Consider the following 18,755-nt stretch of genomic DNA (forward strand, 5'->3'; position numbering starts at 1 on the left):
AGGAGCAGCAGCCATGAGCACGACGACCAGCATCACGCCCGAAAGCCTGATGACGCTGGAGGCCTACGCCAAGTACCGCAAGACGCACAAGGCCGAGATCATTGCCCATCGCCGCCTGCGCAGCGTGCAGCTGGGCGAGCACATCAACGTGCAGTTTGAAGATGAGCGGACCATCCGGTATCAGATCCAGGAGATGCTGCGCATCGAAAAGATCTTCGAGGAAGAGGGCATCCAGGGCGAGATCGATGCCTACGCGCCGCTGGTGCCCGATGGCACGAACTGGAAGGCCACGATGCTGATCGAGTACCCCGATCCGCACGAACGCAAGCGCGAACTGGCCCGCCTGATCGGCGTGGAAGACCGCATGTTCGTCGAGGTCGAGGGCCACCCGCGCAGCTACGCGATCGCCGACGAAGACCTGGACCGCGAAAACGAGGAGAAGACCTCCTCGGTGCACTTCCTGCGCTTTGAGTTTTCACCCGCCGCCCGTCAGGCCGTGCTGGCCGGCGCCCGCGTGAAGCTGGGCTGCGACCACACCAACTACCCGGCCCATGTGGACATCGCGGCCGAAACGCTGGCGGCGCTGGCCGGGGATCTGAAGGCCTGAGGGGCTGGCTCTGCGCAGATTGTTGGGTGCTTGATTCGTCGCGTCTGCCTTCAGACCGGACTTGGTGGGCAAGCCGGGAGGAGATTCTGAATCGGCCAAAGAAGCGGTCATGCAGGGTCGACAAGCTTAGGGCACGTCGAGCAACATCCTGACCGGGTTCGCCCGGCCTTTGATAAGGTAGATCTGCACAAAGGAAGAAGCCCGTGAACGCCTGACGGCGCTAACGGGCTCCTCCTCGGTTGCCCAAGCGGCGAACCGAACTTCAGGGTTTGGCTGAGATCAGGCGCGGCGGCGGCGAGCAGCACCTGCGGCCAAAAGGGCCAAGCCTCCTAGCGCGAGGGAGCCAGGTTCGGGTACGTTGTTCAACGAACCAAAGGCACCGGAAACGATGACGTCTTGCTCGGCGTTCAAGCTCCGCCAGTAGTTGGCGTAGTCCCCATTGGGGAGAGGGTTCAGGTTGAGCACCGGCAGATCGCCGGGACTGCCGATGAACCAAGAGATGCCGATGTAGTCTGTCCAGTTCGGCTCAACGCCTGCCATCAAGAGGTCTTCGTTGGTGAGTGGATCGCCGTCATAGTCAACGGGGTTGCTCTGACTGGTGCCTTGCCACCAAGTCCATGTGAACTGCTTCCCGTCGGCAGGTCCGCCGGTCATCGTGCCATTGGTGTCGATCATCTTGCCGTAGCCGTCGGTGAAAGTCACGGTGCCGGTCCAGGTGGCACCAGACGCAAATGTCAGCTGCAGACCGGTCACGACATCAGCATGTGCCGGCGCTGCAAGCGACGCAGCCATGACAATGCTGGAAATTGTCAGAAGCTTCCTCATAGAGACTCCTCGCATGCGCAGTGATTGGTGGCGATCGCTAAGCAGTTCTCATGCCAAGAAGCAACGCTTGGGGTTTCTTGTTTAGTTTCAATTGCTTGCGAGAGAAATCTTGATGGGGTATTGCCGCCGGGTGGACGGCGGTAAATTTTTCCGACATCAATTGGCGCGCCTCCCGGCAGCCCGTTCAGCGTGCGCAGACCCGCCCGCTCACCACGGCAGCGCCTCGCCGCTGTAGCTGAAGAAGCCACCGCTGTCTTGCGGCGTCAGGCGGTCGATCACGCCGAGCAGTTCGGCGGCAGCGGTGGCGGCGGGGCGGCCGATCTCGGCGCCGCGGAAGGGAGCGGACAGCGCGGAGCTGACGGTGCCGGGATGCAGCGCGAGCAACAGCGCGCCGGGATGGCTGCGGCGCAGCTCGATCGCCGCGGTCTTGATCAGCATGTTCAGCGCGGCCTTGGAGGCGCGGTAGCCGTACCAGCCGCCCAGCCGGTTGTCGCCAATGCTGCCTACCTTGGCCGACATCATGGCCATGCGGCCGCAGTGCCGGTCGAGCAGCGGCGTGAAGTGATGCAGCAGCAGCGCGGGGCCGAAGGTGTTGACCGCGAAGACCGCCTGCAGGGAGTCCAGCCGCAGATCGCCGACTTTCTTCTCGGGCATCAGCGCCGGCCCGTGCAGCAGGCCCGCGGCATTGATGATCAGCTGGAAGGGCCCTTCGCTGGCCAGATGGGCCGCGGCCGCGGCCACGCCGGCCTCGTCCTGCAGGTCCAGCGCCGGCTGCGAGCGCCGGTGCAGCCCCAGGGCCAGCGCGCAGCGAGGATCGTGCTGCAGCTGCGCCAGCAGGGCTGCGCCGATGGCGCCGCTGGCGCCGATCACCAGCGCGCGATAGCCCTGCGGCAGCGAGGCCAGGCTCGGCGGCGCCGTCATAGCCAGCCCTGACGCCATTGCGTGGCATCGCGCAGCTCGCGCCAGCGGATACGCCGGCTGCGTCGCGAATGCACCGCTTCGATCTCCACCCACTCCAGAGCCGCGCCGGGTTCCTCAGGCAGCACCAGCTTGGAGACGAGGAAATGCTTCTCGCGGTCTTGCGGCTGCACGGCCGTCCATTTGCTCAGCAGCAGCTTCTTCGGATGTACGGCGGTCCTCATGGCAGGCACCTTAGCCCAGCGCGGTCCGCGCTGTGCGCCGGTGGCGCAATGCACCCGGCGGCAGGGCGGCCATGCTGCGCTGCGCCGAGCTGCTCCAGTCCGGGCTGGGCACAATGCCCGCTCTGCCTGCTTTGCGTCTGCCTCCCCATGACTGCTCCTGCCCCCGTGGCCCTGATCGGTGCCGGCCTTGCCGGTCTCAGCTGCGCCACTGCGCTGCAGCACGCCGGCCTGGCCGTTCAGCTGTTCGACAAGAGTCGTGGCCCGGCCGGGCGCATGAGTACGCGGCGCGGCGATGACTGGGCCTGCGACCATGGTGCCCAGTACTTCACCGCACGCGACGCGCGTTTCCGCGCCGAGCTGTCGCGCTGGCTGGCAGCCGGCGTGGCCGCGCCCTGGACGCCGCGGCTGCAGGTGCTGGGCGGCCTGGGCGATCACCATCCGGACGCGAGCATCGAGCGCTGGGTGGGCCTGCCGCAGATGACGGCGCCGGCGCGCTGGCTGGCGGCGCAGCTGCCGCTGGCATTGAGCTCGACCGTCACCGCGCTGCGTCGCGACGGCGCTGGCGCCTGGCAGCTGCAGACCGCTGAACAAGGCTGGCTGGCCCAGCCTTTCAGCGCCGTGCTGCTGGCGATGCCGGCGCCGCAGACTGTGACGCTGCTGCAGCCGCATGCGCCGGCACTGGCCGCGCTGAGCGCCCAGGCGCGCATGCGCGGCTGCTGGGCGCTGATGCTGCAGTACGCGGCGCCGCCGCAGCTGCCCTTTGACGCGGCCTTCGTCAACCGCGGTCCGCTGCGCTGGATCGCCCGCAACAGCAGCAAGCCCGGACGCAGCGGTGCCGAGACCTGGCTGCTGCATGCCGAGGCCGAGTGGAGCGAGGCCCATCTGGAGCATGCGCCAGAGCAGGTCGCGGCGCTGATGCTGCAGGCCTTTGCCGAGCATGGTGGGCCGGCGCCGCAGCGCTGGAGCGCGCACCGCTGGCGCTATGCCGACAGCGCCCCCGCATTGGACGATGGCTGCGCCTGGCAGCCGGATGCCGGCCTGGGCCTGTGCGGCGACTGGCTGAACGGCGGCAAGGTCGAGGGCGCCTGGCTCAGCGGCCTGAAGCTGGCCGAGGCGCTGCTGCGCAGCCGCGCGCCGACTCAGGCCGCCATGTAACGGCCGGGGCGGTGGTTGATGGCCAGCGCTGCATTGATCGCCGCCATGCCCAGCAGCGACAGAGCGATGTGCTCCCAGCTGACGAAGGCCAGGCCCAGCAGCAGGATGGCGCCGTCCAGCCCGGCCTGCACATAGCCGGCGCGCCAGCCGTAGCGCTCCTGCAGATAGAGCACCAGCACGTTCAGCCCGCCCAGGCTGGCACGGTGGCGGAAGAGGATCAGCATGCCCGCGCCGATCAGCAAGCCGCCCGCGATAGCCGCGAACCAGGGGTTCAGCGTCGCGAAGCTCAGCCAGCCTGGCAGCAGTTCCGCGAACAAGGCCATCAGCGTGACGGCCAGCACCGTCTTGACGGTGAAGGCCACGCCCATGCGCTTCCAGGCCAGCCAGTAGAAGGGCATGTTGATGCAGAAGAACAGCGCACCGAAGGGCAGGCCCAGGGCGTAGTGCAGCAGGAAGGCGATGCCGACCGTGCCGCCGGTCAGCATGCCGGCCTGCTTGAACAGCGCCACGCCCAGTGCGACGAAGAGCGTGCCGGTGAGCAGGCCCTGCGCGTCCTCGAAGCGGCTGTGGCGGAAGATGCGGCTGCTGACCTTGGCCGGCGGCGCCGCGCGGCCGGGATCATTCACTGCCCAGGCCGCCGAGGAAGTACTTGATCAGACCCTTGGCGGCAAAGCCCACCAGGCCGAAGCCCAGGCCCAGCAGCAGGATGAAGGTGCCGAAGCGGCCGGCCTTCGATTCGCGCGCGAGCTGCAGGATGATGAACACCATGTAGAGCATGAAGGCCGTGACGCCGAAGCTCAGGCCGAACTGCGCAATCTGCTCTTCGGTGTAGCCGAACATGGTGGGGCAGGGGTCTCGAAAAGATGTGTGGATCGTCAGTCGCGGGCGCTGATCAGGTCGCGGTAGGCATGCCAGCTGGCATGGCCCAGCCAGGGCAGCACGACGATCAGGCCGAGCAGCGTCAGCATGCCCAGCCCGGTCAGCGCCATCAGCAGGAAGGCCCACAGCGCCATCGCCTGCGGATGCTCCATCACCACGCGCCAGCTGGTGAACACCGCACCGAGGATGCTCAGCGAGCGATCGCGGCGATCGAGCAGCATCGGAATGGCGATCACGCTGGAGGCGAACACCGGTGCCGCGAGCAGTGCGCCCAGCGCCAGCCAGGCCTCGAACAGCAGCGAATGCTCGGCCAGCACCACATGGCGGGCGAAGTCGATCGGCTTGTCCACCGGCGCGCTGGCATAGCCGGTGATCAGCGCTGCCGAGCACAGCACCCAGCCGGTGCCGGCCAGCGCGAGCAGGAAGCCGAAGCCCATCAGCCGGCCGTCGTGCGGGCGCCAGGCGGCCAGCACCGTGGCCAGACCCGGCTTGCGGCGCTGCTCGATCTCGCGGCTCAGTGCGTACAGGCCGGTGGCCAGGATGGGTGCGACGAGCAGGAAGCCGCTGAAGGCCGCAGCCAGCAGCCAGAAGCGATCGCGGGCGAACCAAGCGATGAAGGCACCGCCCAGCGTCAACAGCAGGCCGTGCAGCAAGGACGGGCCGGGGCAGGCGAGCAGGTCCTGCCAGCCACGCGCCAGCCAGCCCAGCGGCCGCAGCACGGGCACGGGCTTGACGCCGAAGCGTCGGGATTCCTGCAGGGCCTTGTCGGTGCGCATGGTCATTTTCATCATGCCGTTCCTGTCTCCGTGCGAGCTTGATCGTGCTCAATTCAGCCCGGTGGCGCCGGGTCTTGTGTCTGTGCGTCGCTCAGCAACTGTCGCGCTGCTGCGTGCATGGCCTGGGGCGAGGCGCTGGCCGGCTCCAGCCGGATGGCCTTGTCCAGCTGCGGATAGTGGCTGCGCAGCGAGCGCTCGTAGCCGGGGTCGTAGTGCTCGCGCATCAGCTCGGCGAAGCACAGCGCCCACTCGCCGGCACGCGCCAGCGCCTGCCAGCGCTGCACGCGCTCGCGGCCGCGCAGCTCGACCAGCGCGTCGAGGATGGCGCAGAAGCGCTCGGGTGCGGCGCGGAAGTGCGCATAGTCCTCCAGCAGCAGCGTCACGCGCTCGGCCTCGGGCAGTTCCAGCCAGATGCATTGCGCGCTGGCGCGCATGCGCTCATGCAGCGCCTCGGGCACGCGCAGCTGGCCGATCTTGCGGCTCTCGCTTTCGATGAACACCGGCCGCGCCGGAGCTAGCGCGCGCAGCGCCGACCACAGCAGGCTGTCGAAACCCTTCTGGCTGGGCTGAGGCTGCGTGGGCAGCGCGCCAAGCACCGAGCCGCGATGGCAGGCCAGGCCCTCGAGATCCAGCACCTGCGCGCCTTCTTCGCGCAGCGCCTGCAGCAGGCGCGTCTTGCCGCTGCCGGTGCGACCGCAGATGACGCGGAACTCCAAGCCTGCCGGCAGCGTCTCCAGATCGGCGCGCACCTGGGCGCGGTAGGCCTTGTAGCCGCCCTGCAGCTGACGGGTCTTGAAGCCGATCTGGCCAAGGAACCAGTTCATCGCACCGGAGCGCTGGCCGCCGCGCCAGCAATAGACCAAGGGCCGGCAGCTCTTGGGTAGCTCGGCGGCGTGGGCCTCCAGATGGCGGGCGATATTGCGCGCCACCAGCGCGGCGCCGACCTTGCGCGCCTCGAAGGGCGAGGCCTTGTACATGGTGCCGACGATGCGGCGCTCCTCGTTGTCCAGCACCGGCCAGTTCACCGCGCCGGGCAGGTGGTCCTCGGCGTACTCGGCAGGCGAGCGCACGTCGATGATCAGGTCGTAGCGCGCCAGATCCGCCAGCGCTTCGCCGGCGGCGACGATGTAGCCGGTGGTCGTCGAGGTGCTCATGCCGGCAGCGAGACGGCGTCGAGCAGCTCGGTCTCGATCTGCAGCCGCATGCGGTTGTTCTGCAGTGCGGCGCCGTCGACGAGGAAGGTGTCTTCCACCCGCTCGCCCAGCGTGGAGATCTTGGCCAGCTGCAGATTGATGCTGTGCTCGGCGAGCACGCGCGCGATGGCGTAGAGCAGACCGGCGCGGTCGCTGGTGCTGATCGACAGCAGCCAGGAGGTTGCCCGTTCGTCAGGGCGCAGCGTGATGCGCGGTGTGAAGGGGAAGGATTTCACGCGACGCGAGAGTCGGCCACGCCGCGGCTCGGGCAGCGGCCCGTCCGCGGCCAGCGCACGGCCCAGATCGGCCTCCACCAGCGAGACCAGGTCGCGATGGTGCAGGCCGTCGTCCGGCTTGATCACCTGGAAGGTGTCCAGCGCATAGCCCTTGCGCGTGGTGTGCACCTTGGCGTCGAGGATGTTGAAACCGGCACTGTCGAAATAGCCGCAGATGCGCGCGAACAGATCGCGCTGGTCTGGTGCATAGACCAGCACCTGCAGGCCTTCGCCCACCGGCGAGGGCCTTGCGCGCACGATCGGGCTGTCCGTCTGCACATGGCGCCACAGCGAGCGCGCATGCCAGGCCAGATCGCCAGCATCGTGGCGCGCGAAGTAGCTCAGCGCCAGCGTGTCCCACAGCGGCCCTTCGGTGCCGGGCAGCGCGGAGTGCAGCGCCAGGATCTGGCGCGCCTCGGTCTGCCGGGCCTCGATGTCGGCTTGCTGGTTGGGCTTGGCGCCGCCCAACGCGCGCAGCGTCAGCCGGTAGAGGTCTTCAAGCAGCTTGCCCTTCCAGGCGTTCCAGACCTTGGGGCTGGTGCCGCGGATGTCGGCCACGGTCAGCAGGTACAGCGCGGTCAGGTGCCGCACATCGCCCATCTGCCGGGCGAAGGCGGCCACCACCTCGGGGTCGGACAGGTCTTCCTTCTGCGCCACGCGCGAGAAGGTCAGGTGCTGCTCGACGAGGAAGACCACCAGCTCGGTGTCCTCGCGCGACAGGCGGTGGTCGCGGCAGAAGCGCTTCACCTCGGTCGCGCCCAGCACCGAGTGGTCACCGCCGCGGCCCTTGGCCACGTCGTGGAACAGCGCAGCGATGTAGAGCAGCCAGGGCTTGTCGAACTGCGCGGCCAGCTGGCTGCAGAACGGGTACTCGTGCGCGTGCTCGGGAATGAAGAAGCGCCGCACATTGCGCAACACCATCAGGATGTGCTGGTCCACCGTGTAGACGTGGAACAGGTCGTGCTGCATCTGGCCGACGATGCGGCGGAACACCCACAGATAGCGGCCCAGCACCGAGGTCTGGTTCATCAGCCGGAAGGCATGCGTCTGCCCGACCGGCTGCTGCAGGATCTGCATGAACATCGCCCGGTTGGTTGGATCGCGGCGGAAGCCGCCGTCCATCACCTGGCGCGCGTTGTACAGCGCGCGCAGCGTGCGCGCCGACAGGCCCTTGATGCCCGGCGTCTGCTGGTAGACCAGGAAGGTCTCGAGGATGGCATGCGGCTCGCGCACGTAGAGATCGTCGCTGGCCACTTCCAGCATGCCGGCGCGGTCGAGAAAGCGCTCGCTGATGCGCCGCATCGGCGCATCGGCCGAGCCGTTGATGCGCTCCTCGAGGTTCAGCATCAGGATCTGGTTGAGCTGGCTCACCGCCTTGGCCGCCCAGTAGTAGCGGCGCATCAGCACCTCGGAGGCGCGCTGGCCGCCCTTGGCCTGGTAGCCGAAGCTCTGCGCCACCGCAGTCTGCTGGTCGAACACCAGCCGGTCTTCGCGCCGGCCGGCTACCGCATGCAGGCGGCAGCGGATCAGGCTCAGCAGACCCTCGTTGCGCTGCAGCTGGCGGCTCTCGAAAGGCGTGATCAGACCCTTGGCGGCCAGCTGCGGCCAGGTCTTGCCCAGGCCGGCGGCGCGGGCGATCCAGATCAGCACCTGCAGATCGCGCAGGCCGCCGGGGCTTTCCTTGCAGTTGGGCTCCAGCGAATAGGGCGTGTCGTCCTGCTTGATATGGCGCTGGCGCATCTCCAGCGTCTTGGCGCGGAAGAAGGCCTTGGCGTCCATGTGCTCGGCCAGGCGCTGCTCGAAGCGCTTGAACAGCGGGCGTGCGCCGGCCAGGTGGCGCGACTCGAGCATCGCCGTCTGGATGGTCACATCGCCAGCGGCTTCGTTGACGCATTCGCCGAGCGTGCGCACCGAGGAGCCGATCTCCAGCCCGACATCCCAGCAGCTGGTGATGAAGGCCTCGATGCTGTCCTTGACCGGCCCGGGCTGGTGCGCCTCGACGCCGTCGGGCAGCAGCAGCAGCACGTCGATGTCCGAATAGGGAAACAGCTCGCCGCGGCCGTAGCCGCCCACGGCGGCCAGCGCGGCGCCTTCGGGCAGGCCGGCCTGCGCCCACAGTGCTTGCAGCGTCGCATCGACATGGCGCGCCAGGCGCTTCATCAGCGCGCGGGCTGCGGCGATGGTGGGCTTGGCGTCGCGGAAGGCCTGCAGCAGCTCCTGCTTGCCGGCCTTGAACTGCTGACGCAGCTCGGCGGTGCCGACGGTCGGCGCGGCGTTGTCCATCACGCGCTGCGCCTCAGGCGCCGGTGATGAAGGCCGGCGGCGGCGGGCTGCCGTCGGACACGGTGAGCACCTCGTAGCCCGAGTCGGTGACGACGACGGTGTGCTCCCACTGCGCCGACAGCGAGCGGTCCTTGGTGACGATGGTCCAGCCGTCGCCCATTTCGCGGATCTCGCGGCGGCCGGCATTGATCATCGGCTCGATGGTGAACACCATGCCGGGCACCAGTTCTTCCAGCGTGCCGGGGCGGCCGTAGTGCAGCACTTGCGGCTCTTCGTGGAACTTCTGGCCGATGCCGTGGCCGCAGAACTCGCGCACGATGGAGAAGCCGGCGTTCTCGGCAAAGGTCTGGATCGCATGGCCGATGTCGCCCAGTCGCGCGCCGGGCTTGACCTTCTGGATGCCCTTCCACATCGCCTCGTAGGTGAAGGCGCACAGGCGCTTGGCTGCGATCGAACCCTCGCCGACGACGAACATGCGGCTGGTATCGCCATGCCAGCCGTCCTTGATCACGGTGACGTCGATGTTGACGATGTCGCCGTTCTTCAGCGGGCGGTCATTGGGAATGCCGTGGCAGACCTGATGGTTGATCGAGGTGCAGATCGATTTGGGGTAGGGCGTGTAGCCCGGCGGCTGGTAGTTCAGCGGCGCAGGAATGGCCTTCTGCACATGGACGATGTGGTCGTGCGCGATCTTGTCCAGCTGATCGGTGGTGATGCCGGGCTTCACATGCGGCGTGAGGATGTCCAGCACTTCCGACGCCAGGCGGCCGGCAATGCGCATCGCGGCGATGTCGTCCGCGCTCTTGATGGTGATCGTCATGCGCGGATTATCTCAAAGCAAGTCCGGCCAAGCCGTCTGCTGGCGGCCTGGCCCCGGCTGAGCTATCGCCAGGCCCCTCAGTCAGACCACACCACCAGCCCGCTCCAGGCCGTGCCCAGGACCACGAGACCGAAGGCGATGCGGTACCAGGCGAAGGGCACGAAGTTGTGGCTGGAGATGTAGCGCAGCAGCCAGCGCACGCAAATCCAGGCGCTGAGGAAGGAGAACAGCAGGCCGGTGGCGAACATCGGCAGGTCGGCCCAGCTGAGCAGCGCCCGTTCCTTGTAGAGGCTGTACAGGCCGGCGCCGATCAGCGTCGGGATGGCCAGGAAGAAGGAATAGTCGGTGGCCGCTTTGCGCGACAGGCCCAGCAGCATGCCGCCGATGATGGTGGCTCCCGAGCGGCTGGTGCCTGGCACCATGGCCAGGCACTGCACCAGACCGACCTTGAGCGCGTCCAGCGGCGTCATGTCGTCCACGCTCTCGATGCGCACCGTCCTGGCCTGGCGACGCTCGGCCCACAGGATGATCAGCCCGCCGATGATGAAGGCGCTTGCCACCACCGTCGGCGTGAACAGATGCGCTTTGATCGCCTTGCCGAACAGCAGCCCCAGGATCACCGCGGGGAAGAAGCCGATCGCCACATTGAGCAGGAAGCGGCGCGCTTGGGGCTCGCTGGCCAGGCCGGCGACAGTGCTGCGCAGCTTCTGCCAGTAGACGATGATCACCGCGAGGATGGCACCGGTCTGGATGGCGATGTCGAAGACCTTGCTCTTGTCGTCATGGAAGCCCAGCAGCGAGCCGGCCAGGATCAGGTGGCCGGTCGAGGAGATCGGCAGGAATTCGGTCAGGCCTTCTACGATGCCCATCACGGCGGCCTTGGCCAGCAAAACGAGATCCAAGAGAAATGCTCCCACTTTGAAGTGGCCGCGATGATAGCCGCCGGGCCGGGCGCAGCCTGCGCCGACGCATCCTTAGAATCGGGGCCTCCTTGATGACGCCCTGATGAGAATGCGCCGCGCGCGGCGCCTCGGGCTTGCGTGATGACCGCTGCTGCTTCCCATGCTTCCCCCGTCGTCATCGTCGGTGCCGGCCTCGCCGGTCTGACGGTGGCGCTGCACCTGGCTGACCAGGTGCCGGTCATCGTGCTGGCCAAGCGGGATCTCGGTGAGGCCGCCACCGCCTGGGCGCAGGGCGGCATCGTCGGCGTGCTGGGCAGCGACGACAGCATCGACAGCCATGTGCGCGACACCCAGGATGCCGGTGCCGGCCTGGTCGACGAGGCCACGGCCCGCTTCATCGCCGAGCGCAGCGCCGCCGCGGTGGGCTGGCTGGTCGCGCAGGGCGTGCCCTTCACCGCCGACGACACCGGGCCCATGGGCCTGCACCTGACCCGCGAAGGCGGCCATGCGGTGCGCCGCATCGCCCACGCGGCCGACGCCACCGGCAAGGCCATCCACGACCGCCTGCTCGCCGAGGCGCACGCGCATCCGAACATCGAGCTGCGCGAGCGCTGGATGGCGGTGGACATCATCAGCTCGCGTCATCTGAAGAGGGATGAGCCGCCGCGCTGCTATGGCGTCTATGCGCTGGACATCGACACGCGCCGCGTCGAGACGCTGGCGGCGCGCGCGGTGGTGCTGGCCACCGGCGGTGCCGGCAAGGTCTATCGCTACACCACCAACCCCGACACCTCCACCGGCGACGGCATCGCGATGGCCTGGCGCGCCGGCTGCCGGGTGGCGAACATGGAGTTCATCCAGTTCCACCCGACCTGCCTGTACCACCCGCAGGAGCGCAGCTTCCTGATCACCGAGGCATTGCGCGGCGAGGGCGGCCAACTGAAGCTACCCGACGGCACGCGTTTCATGGCCGCGCACGACGAGCGCATGGAACTGGCGCCGCGCGACATCGTCGCCCGCGCGATCGACTTCGAGATGAAGAAGCACGGCCTGGACCATGTCTGGCTGGACGCGCGGCCCATCGTCGAGGAGAAGGGCGAGGCCTTCCTGAAGGAACATTTCCCGACCATCTATGCGCGCTGCCTGAGCTTGGGGCTGGACATCACCCGGCAGCCGATCCCGGTGGTGCCGGCGGTGCACTTCACCTGCGGCGGCGTGGTCAGCGACCTGCACGGCTGCGCCGACCTGCCGGGGCTGTATGTTGTCGGCGAGACCGGCTACACCGGCCTGCATGGCGCCAACCGGCTGGCGAGCAACTCGCTGCTGGAATGCGTGGTGCTGGGCCAGACCTGCGCCGAGCACATCCTGCAGCAGACGCAGCCGCGCGCGGTCGCGCTGCCGGCCTGGGACGAGAGCCAGGTCGAGGATGCCGACGAGCAGGTGGTCATCGCCCACAACTGGGACGAACTGCGCCTCTTGATGTGGAACTACGTGGGCATCGTGCGCACCACCAAGCGGCTGGAGCGTGCGCTGCATCGCATCGCGCTGCTGCGCGGCGAGATCGACGACTACTACGCGAATTTCCGCGTCAATCGTGACCTGCTGGAACTGCGCAATCTGGTCGATTGCGCCGAACTGATCGTGCGCTCGGCATTGCTGCGCCATGAAAGCCGCGGCCTGCACTACAGCCGCGACTATCCGCGCACGCTGCCGGTGAGCTTCCCCACCGTGTTGATCGCCGATCATCCGCGGCGCGAGCGCGCCGAGGGCTGAGCGCGGCTCAGGCGCCGGCGTTGCGCGCGCGCAGCGCGGTGCGGGCCTGCACGAAGTTGAAGGCGTAGGCGACCGCTTCGCGGATTGCCGCGTCGATCTCCAGGCGCTCGTGCTCGGTCAGGTAGAAGGAGTAGTCCACCGCGTGGCGGATGTAGCGCGGCGGCAGGCGGTTCAGCGCCACGCAGGCCACATCGACCAGCAACTCGTCGTTGTTGATCGTCGGGAACTCAGGCGCAATCTCATTGACGCGGGCAAAGACCTCGCGTTCGTGGTGATTGAAGAGCGAGCTGAAATCGGCCATGACGGGAACACTCCGATAAGGCGGGTTGCGGGTTGGGGTCTAGCTTAGACGGTTTCGCGCCCCGGCAACCATGGAAAAAGTCCGCTCAGGCCGCGCCAATCCCGGCGACCAGACCCGAGGCCCGCGCCTTGGCATGCGCCGCGGTGAAGTCCAGCATGCGCGCTATGCAGCCCAGCGCCTTCAGCCGGATGCCTTCTTCCACCGTGATCGCGCCGACGCCTCGCTCCAGGCAGTCGACCACGCCCTGCAGGCCGTTCATCGCCATCCAGGGGCAGTGGGCGCAGCTCTTGCAGGTGGCGCTGTTGCCGGCGGTAGGCGCCTCGATCAAGGTCTTGCCCGGCGCCAGCTGACGCATGCGGTGCAGGATGCCCTTGTCGGTGGCGACGACGTATTCCTGGGCCTTGCCCTCGACCACTGCCTTGATCAGTGCCGAGGTCGAGCCGACGACGTCGGCCTGTGCGACCACGCTCTGCGGCGATTCGGGATGCACGAGGATCATGGCATCCGGGTGCTCCTTGCGCAGCAGCTCCAGCTCCAGGCCCTTGAACTCGTCGTGCACGATGCAGGCGCCTTGCCACATCAGCATGTCGGCGCCGGTCTGCTCCTGGATGTAGCGGCCCAGGTGACGGTCGGGCGCCCAGAGGATCTTCTTGCCCTGAGCTTTCAGCTCGCGCACGATGTCCAGCGCGCAGGAACTGGTCACCATCCAGTCGGCGCGGGCCTTCACAGCGGCGCTGGTGTTGGCATAGACGACCACGGTGCGGTCCGGGTGGGCGTCGCAGAAGGCGGCGAACTCATCGGCCGGGCAACCCAGGTCCAGCGAGCAGGTCGCGTCCAGGTCGGGCATCAGCACGGTCTTCTCCGGACTGAGGATCTTGGCCGTCTCGCCCATGAAGCGCACGCCGGCGACGATCAGCGTCTGCGCGTCATGGTCGCGGCCGAAGCGCGCCATTTCCAATGAATCGGCGACGCAGCCGCCGGTCTCCAGCGCCAGATCCTGCAGATCGCCATCGACGTAGTAGTGGGCGACCAGCACGGCGCCGCGCGCCTTCAGCAGCTCGGCCGCACGGGCTTTCAGCGCCTGGCGTTGCTCGGCATGCAAGGGAGCCGGCACCTTGGCCCAGGCATGGGCAGTGCAGCTCACGCCCTCGGCGTCCTGCCGGTCGTAATCGAAGAGAACCTCGTTCATGTCGGCATCCTAGCGCAGCCATCGCCGCGCCCCGGGCGTCTGGCCTTGAACCCGCGGCTTGGAAGGTCTTGCCGCTTGCGCTATGGTCGCGCAGCCTGTGTTTCCCTGTCCGATCAGCCCTTGCCGACCGAACATCGATGACGAGCGTTGAGACCCCGACTGCTAAACCCCCGGCTGCCGCACATGCAATGCAACCCAGCGAGCTGCCGCCCGACAGCGCCGACGCGGTGCTGGCCCTGCTGGGCCTGCTGGTCTGCGCCGACGAGCGTCTGCATCCCGCCGAAATCCAGACGCTGAGGCGCATTGGCCTGGCCGCGCATCTGGGCCTTGAAGAGGACGTCGTGCTGCGGCACATCGAGGCCATGCACCCGAGCGCTGCCGCGCTGCGTGGCGACGATGGCCGGCCGCGCCTGGCGCTGTGGCAGCGCTGGCTGGAGCGCCTTGCCGACCCGGCCCTGCAGCGCCTGGTGCTCAGCGTGGGCCTGGCCACCTGCATGGCCGACGGGCATCTGAGCCAGCTCGAGTCCAAGCTGCTGGTGCTCGCAGGCGAGTTCTGGCGTCAGGAGCCCGAGCCGCTGCTTGCGGCGCGTCCCGAGCTCGGCGTCAAGCTGCTGCAGCAGCGCAGCGAGCGGGCGCACAAGCGTCAGCTGCCGCGCTGGCTGCTGCCCAGCTGAGCGCCGCGCTTCAGCTCGCCGCGAAGAAGCGCCGGGGCGACATGCCCACGGTGCGCGTGACCATGGCGCTGAAGGCGCTGGCGCTGCCGTAGCCCAGCTCGGAGGCGATCACGTTGATAGGCCGTCCGCGCGCGGCCATCGCCAGCGCCTGGGCCAGCAGCAACTGCTCGCGCCAGCGCGCGAAACTGGTGCCGAGCTCGCTGCGGAACAGGCGCGTCAGCGTGCGCGCGCTGGCGCCCACTTCCTGCGCCCAGTCCTGCAGGCTGGCATGGCGACCCGGCGCGTCTAGCATCGCTTCGCACAGCCGCCTCAGCCGCGCGTCCTTGGGCAGGCTCACGCCCAGCGGCAGGCTGCGCGCGCGCCTCAGCTCGTCGAGCACCAGCTCGCTCAGCAAGGCTTCACGGCGCGTCGCAGTGCCGTTCTCCAGCATCTCGGCAAGCTCCACGGACAGCTCGCGCAGCAGCGGCGAGACCTCCAGCACCCGGCTGTGGCTCCACGCTTCGCCGGTGAGCAGCGGCTTGTGCAGATAGCAGGTGCGCAGATCGGCCAGCTCCACCGCGGTGACCGCATGCTCGACGCCGGCGGGGATCCACACCGCACGCGACGGCGGCACGATGAAGGTGCTGCTGGCGGTGCTGACGCGCACCGCGCCGCTGAGCGAGAACACCAGTTGCGCCCAGTCGTGGCTGTGCGGATAGATGTCCACCTGCCTGGCCATGCGCCGGGCTTTGACGCGCAGCGGGCGCTCCGCACTGGGCGCGTAGCGCAGCGGATCCAGCGGTGGCAGGCTGCGCCGCAGCGCGCGTGCCCGAGGGCGGGCCGGGGTGGTATGCATGGCGTAAATTCGACAGGACTTGACGGACTATCGTAGCCGCGCCGTCTGCCCCATGCCTAGAGTGCGCCCATGACCACGGCCACGCTTCCCCCGCTCGACGCGCGCCAGCAGGCGCGGCGCGATGTGCGCACCATCAGCCTGATCGGCGTCGCGCATGCCTGCTCGCACTTCTTCCACATGCTGCTGCCGCCGCTGTTCCCGGCCTTCATGCGCGACTTCGGGCTGAGCTACTCGGAGCTGGGTCTGCTGGTGACGACCTTCTTCGTCATCTCCGGCATCGGCCAGGCGCTGGCCGGCTTCATCGTCGACCGCACCGGCGCGCGACCGGTGCTGTTCGCCGCGGTGGCCTGTTTCGTGCTGGCCTCGCTGGCGGCCGGCACGGCACAGGGCTTCGGCGGGCTGATGCTGGCCGCGGCGCTGGCGGGCGTGGGCAACTCGCCCTTCCACCCGGTGGACTTCACCATCCTCAACAAGCGCGTCTCGCAGGCGCGGCTGGGCCATGCCTTCTCGGTGCATGGCATCAGCGGCAACCTGGGCTGGGCGGTGGCGCCGGTGTTCAGCATCGGCATCAGTGAGCTGACCGGCAGCTGGCGCTACGCCTACCTGGGCACCGCGCTGGTGGCGCTGGGTGTGCTGGCGCTGCTGCTGGCCAACCGCGAGGCCATCGACGACAAGGCCGGTGCCTGGGCGCACGAGAAGGCCGGCGCGAGCGCGACAGCGGTGAAGGACGAGCATCCGCTGGCCTTCCTGCGCCTGCCTTCGGTGTGGTTGTGCTTTTCCTTCTTCCTCTTCTCCACCGCGGCGCTGAGCGCGGTGCAGAGCTTCGCCAGCCCGGCGCTCAACGGGCTCTACGGCCTGCCGCTGAAGGCCACCGCCTTCGTCGTCACCGGCTACATGCTCTGCGGCGCGGCGGGCATGCTGATCGGCGGCTTCTGGGTGGCGCGCTCGGCCGCGCTGGAGCGCAATATCGCCATCGCGCTGATCGCCTCGGCGGTGCTGCTGATCGTCGCGGCACTGGGCCTGCTGCCGCCGCTGCTGGCCGCGGGCATCGTCGCGCTGGCCGGTTTCGGCACCGGCCTGGCCGGGCCTTCGCGCGACATGCTGATCAAGCGTGCCGCGCCGCCGGGCGCGACCGGCCGCGTCTACGGCACGGTGTATTCGGGCCTGGACGTGGGCTTTGCGGTCGCCGCGCCGATCTTCGGCGCGTTGTTGGACCGCGGCATGCCGGCCGGCGTGTTCCATGGCGCGGCAATTTCCTTGCTGCTGGGCGTCGCGGCCGCAGCCTTGGTGGGGATGGCCCGCAGGCGCTGACCGACCGTGCCAGCGGACGGCGCCGGTGCCGATGGGCGTTCATGGCCGCCAGCTCAAAAGTGATCGGGGCAGGGGGCGAAGGGGCGGTTAAAGTGCCGCCATGAACAGCTCCACGACTTCCCGCCTTGCCGGCCATGCCCTCGTCGAAGCGCTGATCGAGCAGGGCATCTCCACCGTTTTCGGCGTGCCTGGCGAAAGCTATCTCGCCGTGCTCGACGGCTTCCACGAGCATCGCGACAAGATCCGCTTCATTGCCTGTCGCCAGGAAGGCGGCGCCGCTTTCATGGCTGATGCGCAGGGCAAGCTCAGCGGCCGGCCTGGCGTGTGCTTCGTCACCCGCGGCCCCGGCGCCACCAATGCCAGCATCGGCCTGCACACCGCCTTCCAGGACAGCACGCCTATGGTGCTGTTCATCGGCCAGGTGGCCGGCGACCAGCGCGACCGCGAGGCCTTCCAAGAGGTCGACTACCGCCAGATGTTCGGCCCGGGCACGCTGGGCATGGCCAAGTGGGTGGGCGAGGTGCACGACCCCGACCGCCTGCCCGAGTACGTCTCGCATGCCTTCCACACGGCGATGCAGGGCCGCCCCGGCCCGGTGGTCGTCGTGCTGCCCGAGGACATGCTGACCAAGGAGACCAGCGCGCCGGTGCTGCCGCGCGTGCGTCCGGCGCAGGCCTGGCCCACGCCGCCGGCGCTGGCCGAACTGCGCGAGCGCCTGCTCGAAGCGAAGAAGCCCGTCGTCATCGCCGGCGGCGGCGGCTGGACCGCCGAGAGCTGCGCCGCGCTGCAGCGCTTCGCCGAAGCCTGGCAGCTGCCGGTGGGCTGCGCCTTCCGCTTCCAGGACCTGTTCGACAACCGCCATCCGCTCTATGCCGGCGACGTGGGCATCGGCATCAATCCCAAGCTGGCCGCACGCATCAAGGAGTCGGACCTGGTGATCGCGATCGGTCCGCGCCTGGGCGAGATGACCACCGGCGGCTACACGCTGCTGCAGGCGCCGCGTCCCAGCCAGACGCTGGTGCACATCCATGCCGGCGCCGAGGAGCTGGGCCGCGTCTATGCCGCCGACCTGATGATCAACGCCAGCATGGCCTGCGCCGCGCTGGCGCTGGAGGGCCTGCAAGCACCGGACAGCGTGCCCTGGTCTGCCTGGGCCGAAGGGATGCGCCAGGACTATCTGGCCAATCTGGTGCCCGAGCCGGTGAGCCCGCTGGACATGGCCGAGGTGGTGCGCCTGCTCTCCACCCAATGCCCCGAAGGCACGGTGTTCACCAATGGCGCCGGCAACTACAGCGGCTGGCTGCATCGCTTCCACCAGTACCCGGGTCTGCAGCACCATGGCCGCACCCAGCTGGCGCCGACCAGCGGCGCGATGGGCTACGGCCTGCCGGCCGCGGTGGCCGCCAGCCTGCTGCAGCCGCAGCGCTGGGTGGTCAATATCGCCGGCGACGGCGACTTCCTGATGAACGGCCAGGAACTGGCCACTGCCACCGGCTACGGCGCGAGCAAGCTGATCTCGGTGGTGGTGGACAACGGCACCTACGGCACCATCCGCATGCACCAGGAGCGCGAGTACCCGGGTCGTGTCTCAGGCAGCGACCTGTTCAATCCGGACTTCGTGCAGCTGGCGCTGGCCTACGGCTGGGCCGCGCACCGCGTCGATCACACCGAGGAGTTCGGCCCGGCGCTGCAGACGGCGCTGCACAGCGACAAGCCCACGCTGATCCATCTGCGCCTGTCTACCGACGTCTCGACCAGCCGCAGCACGCTGAGCGCGATCCGCGAAGCCGCGCGCAAGCGTCTGGGACAATGAGC

At 68.5% G+C, this 18,755-nt stretch carries 19 protein-coding genes; 6 read left to right on the forward strand and 13 right to left on the reverse strand.

The window, feature by feature from the left end; genetic code table 11:
* The first annotated feature begins 13 nt into the window (after window positions 1–13).
* Window positions 14–607 carry a DUF3501 family protein gene (locus tag AC2EBS_RS16835; RefSeq protein ID WP_484729599.1) on the forward strand — a complete coding sequence of 198 codons (594 nt, stop codon included), beginning with the start codon at window positions 14–16 and terminating at the stop codon, window positions 605–607.
* A 279-nt stretch (window positions 608–886) separates the two neighbouring features.
* On the opposite strand, the gene AC2EBS_RS16840 is transcribed toward AC2EBS_RS16835, so the two are convergent.
* From AC2EBS_RS16840 to AC2EBS_RS16850, 3 genes are all read right to left on the reverse strand, one after another.
* Window positions 887–1,432, reverse strand: a complete 546-nt coding sequence (locus tag AC2EBS_RS16840) for a PEP-CTERM sorting domain-containing protein (protein ID WP_484729600.1) — start codon at window positions 1,430–1,432, stop codon at window positions 887–889.
* A gap of 207 nt (window positions 1,433–1,639) precedes the next feature.
* Window positions 1,640–2,353, reverse strand: coding sequence for an SDR family NAD(P)-dependent oxidoreductase (locus tag AC2EBS_RS16845; RefSeq protein ID WP_484729601.1), 714 nt, complete (start codon window positions 2,351–2,353; stop codon window positions 1,640–1,642).
* Window positions 2,350–2,574, reverse strand: a complete 225-nt coding sequence (locus tag AC2EBS_RS16850) for a TIGR02450 family Trp-rich protein (protein ID WP_484729602.1) — start codon at window positions 2,572–2,574, stop codon at window positions 2,350–2,352. Before AC2EBS_RS16850 ends, AC2EBS_RS16845 begins: the two co-directional genes overlap by 4 nt.
* Window positions 2,575–2,721: 147 nt before the next feature.
* Between AC2EBS_RS16850 and AC2EBS_RS16855 the strand changes: the two genes are divergently transcribed.
* Complete coding sequence (locus tag AC2EBS_RS16855) at window positions 2,722–3,729, forward strand: NAD(P)/FAD-dependent oxidoreductase (RefSeq protein WP_484729603.1); 1,008 nt, start codon at window positions 2,722–2,724, stop codon at window positions 3,727–3,729.
* On the opposite strand, the gene AC2EBS_RS16860 is transcribed toward AC2EBS_RS16855, so the two are convergent.
* From AC2EBS_RS16860 to AC2EBS_RS16890, 7 genes are all read right to left on the reverse strand, one after another.
* Window positions 3,714–4,355, reverse strand: coding sequence for a YitT family protein (locus AC2EBS_RS16860; protein ID WP_484729604.1), 642 nt, complete (start codon window positions 4,353–4,355; stop codon window positions 3,714–3,716). The two genes, AC2EBS_RS16855 and AC2EBS_RS16860, sit on opposite strands and share 16 nt — an antisense overlap.
* Entirely contained in the window at window positions 4,348–4,569 is a 222-nt protein-coding gene (locus tag AC2EBS_RS16865; protein WP_484729605.1) for a DUF2788 domain-containing protein, read from the reverse strand. Before AC2EBS_RS16865 ends, AC2EBS_RS16860 begins: the two co-directional genes overlap by 8 nt.
* A 35-nt stretch (window positions 4,570–4,604) precedes the next feature.
* The gene (locus AC2EBS_RS16870; protein WP_484729606.1) at window positions 4,605–5,399 is read right to left on the reverse strand and encodes a DUF2189 domain-containing protein; all 795 of its coding nucleotides are present in this window, start codon (window positions 5,397–5,399) and stop codon (window positions 4,605–4,607) included.
* 38 nt (window positions 5,400–5,437) lie between these two features.
* Window positions 5,438–6,538, reverse strand: coding sequence for a tRNA 2-selenouridine(34) synthase MnmH (mnmH, locus tag AC2EBS_RS16875; RefSeq protein WP_484729607.1), 1,101 nt, complete (start codon window positions 6,536–6,538; stop codon window positions 5,438–5,440).
* A complete protein-coding gene (locus tag AC2EBS_RS16880) occupies window positions 6,535–9,135 on the reverse strand; it encodes a [protein-PII] uridylyltransferase (protein WP_484729650.1) in 2,601 nt (866 codons plus the stop codon). The genes mnmH and AC2EBS_RS16880 overlap by 4 nt, the downstream gene beginning before the upstream one ends.
* Window positions 9,136–9,148: 13 nt before the next feature.
* On the reverse strand, window positions 9,149–9,955 hold the full coding sequence (gene map, locus AC2EBS_RS16885; protein ID WP_484729608.1) for a type I methionyl aminopeptidase: 807 nt from the start codon (window positions 9,953–9,955) through the stop codon (window positions 9,149–9,151).
* 77 nt (window positions 9,956–10,032) lie between these two features.
* A complete protein-coding gene (locus AC2EBS_RS16890; RefSeq protein WP_484729609.1) occupies window positions 10,033–10,857 on the reverse strand; it encodes an undecaprenyl-diphosphate phosphatase in 825 nt (274 codons plus the stop codon).
* 141 nt (window positions 10,858–10,998) lie between these two features.
* Here AC2EBS_RS16890 and nadB point away from each other — a divergent pair, with 141 nt between their 5' ends.
* Window positions 10,999–12,630: an L-aspartate oxidase gene (gene nadB, locus AC2EBS_RS16895; RefSeq protein ID WP_484729610.1), complete on the forward strand. Its 1,632-nt coding sequence runs from the start codon at window positions 10,999–11,001 to the stop codon at window positions 12,628–12,630.
* 7 nt (window positions 12,631–12,637) lie between these two features.
* Here the strand turns inward: nadB and AC2EBS_RS16900 are convergent, their stop codons facing one another.
* Both AC2EBS_RS16900 and nadA read right to left on the reverse strand, forming a co-directional pair.
* On the reverse strand, window positions 12,638–12,931 hold the full coding sequence (locus AC2EBS_RS16900) for a late competence development ComFB family protein (RefSeq protein ID WP_484729611.1): 294 nt from the start codon (window positions 12,929–12,931) through the stop codon (window positions 12,638–12,640).
* Between the two features lie 85 nt (window positions 12,932–13,016).
* On the reverse strand, window positions 13,017–14,120 hold the full coding sequence (nadA, locus tag AC2EBS_RS16905; protein WP_484729612.1) for a quinolinate synthase NadA: 1,104 nt from the start codon (window positions 14,118–14,120) through the stop codon (window positions 13,017–13,019).
* A 188-nt stretch (window positions 14,121–14,308) separates the two neighbouring features.
* Between nadA and AC2EBS_RS16910 the strand changes: the two genes are divergently transcribed.
* Window positions 14,309–14,794, forward strand: coding sequence for a tellurite resistance TerB family protein (locus AC2EBS_RS16910; RefSeq protein ID WP_484729613.1), 486 nt, complete (start codon window positions 14,309–14,311; stop codon window positions 14,792–14,794).
* A gap of 10 nt (window positions 14,795–14,804) precedes the next feature.
* Here AC2EBS_RS16910 and AC2EBS_RS16915 read toward each other — a convergent pair whose 3' ends face one another.
* Window positions 14,805–15,629, reverse strand: a complete 825-nt coding sequence (locus tag AC2EBS_RS16915; RefSeq protein WP_484729614.1) for an AraC family transcriptional regulator — start codon at window positions 15,627–15,629, stop codon at window positions 14,805–14,807.
* 69 nt (window positions 15,630–15,698) lie between these two features.
* Between AC2EBS_RS16915 and AC2EBS_RS16920 the strand changes: the two genes are divergently transcribed.
* Both AC2EBS_RS16920 and AC2EBS_RS16925 read left to right on the forward strand, forming a co-directional pair.
* Window positions 15,699–16,940, forward strand: coding sequence for an MFS transporter (locus AC2EBS_RS16920; RefSeq protein WP_484729615.1), 1,242 nt, complete (start codon window positions 15,699–15,701; stop codon window positions 16,938–16,940).
* A gap of 100 nt (window positions 16,941–17,040) precedes the next feature.
* Window positions 17,041–18,753, forward strand: coding sequence for a thiamine pyrophosphate-binding protein (locus tag AC2EBS_RS16925; protein ID WP_484729616.1), 1,713 nt, complete (start codon window positions 17,041–17,043; stop codon window positions 18,751–18,753).
* The last annotated feature ends 2 nt before the right edge of the window (window positions 18,754–18,755 follow it).

Source organism: Roseateles sp. T103, from assembly GCF_057219915.1.

Coding starts and splice junctions, on each gene's coding strand:
- AC2EBS_RS16920 (WP_484729615.1), top strand. CDS start 15,699: ATGACCACGGCCACGCTTCCCCCGCTCGACGCGCGCCAGCAGGCGCGG.
- AC2EBS_RS16865 (WP_484729605.1), bottom strand. CDS start 4,569: ATGTTCGGCTACACCGAAGAGCAGATTGCGCAGTTCGGCCTGAGCTTC.
- nadB (WP_484729610.1), top strand. CDS start 10,999: ATGACCGCTGCTGCTTCCCATGCTTCCCCCGTCGTCATCGTCGGTGCC.
- mnmH (WP_484729607.1), bottom strand. CDS start 6,538: ATGAGCACCTCGACGACCACCGGCTACATCGTCGCCGCCGGCGAAGCG.
- map (WP_484729608.1), bottom strand. CDS start 9,955: ATGACGATCACCATCAAGAGCGCGGACGACATCGCCGCGATGCGCATT.
- AC2EBS_RS16850 (WP_484729602.1), bottom strand. CDS start 2,574: ATGAGGACCGCCGTACATCCGAAGAAGCTGCTGCTGAGCAAATGGACG.
- AC2EBS_RS16915 (WP_484729614.1), bottom strand. CDS start 15,629: ATGCATACCACCCCGGCCCGCCCTCGGGCACGCGCGCTGCGGCGCAGC.
- AC2EBS_RS16855 (WP_484729603.1), top strand. CDS start 2,722: ATGACTGCTCCTGCCCCCGTGGCCCTGATCGGTGCCGGCCTTGCCGGT.
- nadA (WP_484729612.1), bottom strand. CDS start 14,120: ATGAACGAGGTTCTCTTCGATTACGACCGGCAGGACGCCGAGGGCGTG.
- AC2EBS_RS16880 (WP_484729650.1), bottom strand. CDS start 9,135: ATGGACAACGCCGCGCCGACCGTCGGCACCGCCGAGCTGCGTCAGCAG.
- AC2EBS_RS16925 (WP_484729616.1), top strand. CDS start 17,041: ATGAACAGCTCCACGACTTCCCGCCTTGCCGGCCATGCCCTCGTCGAA.
- AC2EBS_RS16910 (WP_484729613.1), top strand. CDS start 14,309: ATGCAACCCAGCGAGCTGCCGCCCGACAGCGCCGACGCGGTGCTGGCC.
- AC2EBS_RS16870 (WP_484729606.1), bottom strand. CDS start 5,399: ATGATGAAAATGACCATGCGCACCGACAAGGCCCTGCAGGAATCCCGA.
- AC2EBS_RS16835 (WP_484729599.1), top strand. CDS start 14: ATGAGCACGACGACCAGCATCACGCCCGAAAGCCTGATGACGCTGGAG.
- AC2EBS_RS16900 (WP_484729611.1), bottom strand. CDS start 12,931: ATGGCCGATTTCAGCTCGCTCTTCAATCACCACGAACGCGAGGTCTTT.
- AC2EBS_RS16840 (WP_484729600.1), bottom strand. CDS start 1,432: ATGAGGAAGCTTCTGACAATTTCCAGCATTGTCATGGCTGCGTCGCTT.
- AC2EBS_RS16845 (WP_484729601.1), bottom strand. CDS start 2,353: ATGACGGCGCCGCCGAGCCTGGCCTCGCTGCCGCAGGGCTATCGCGCG.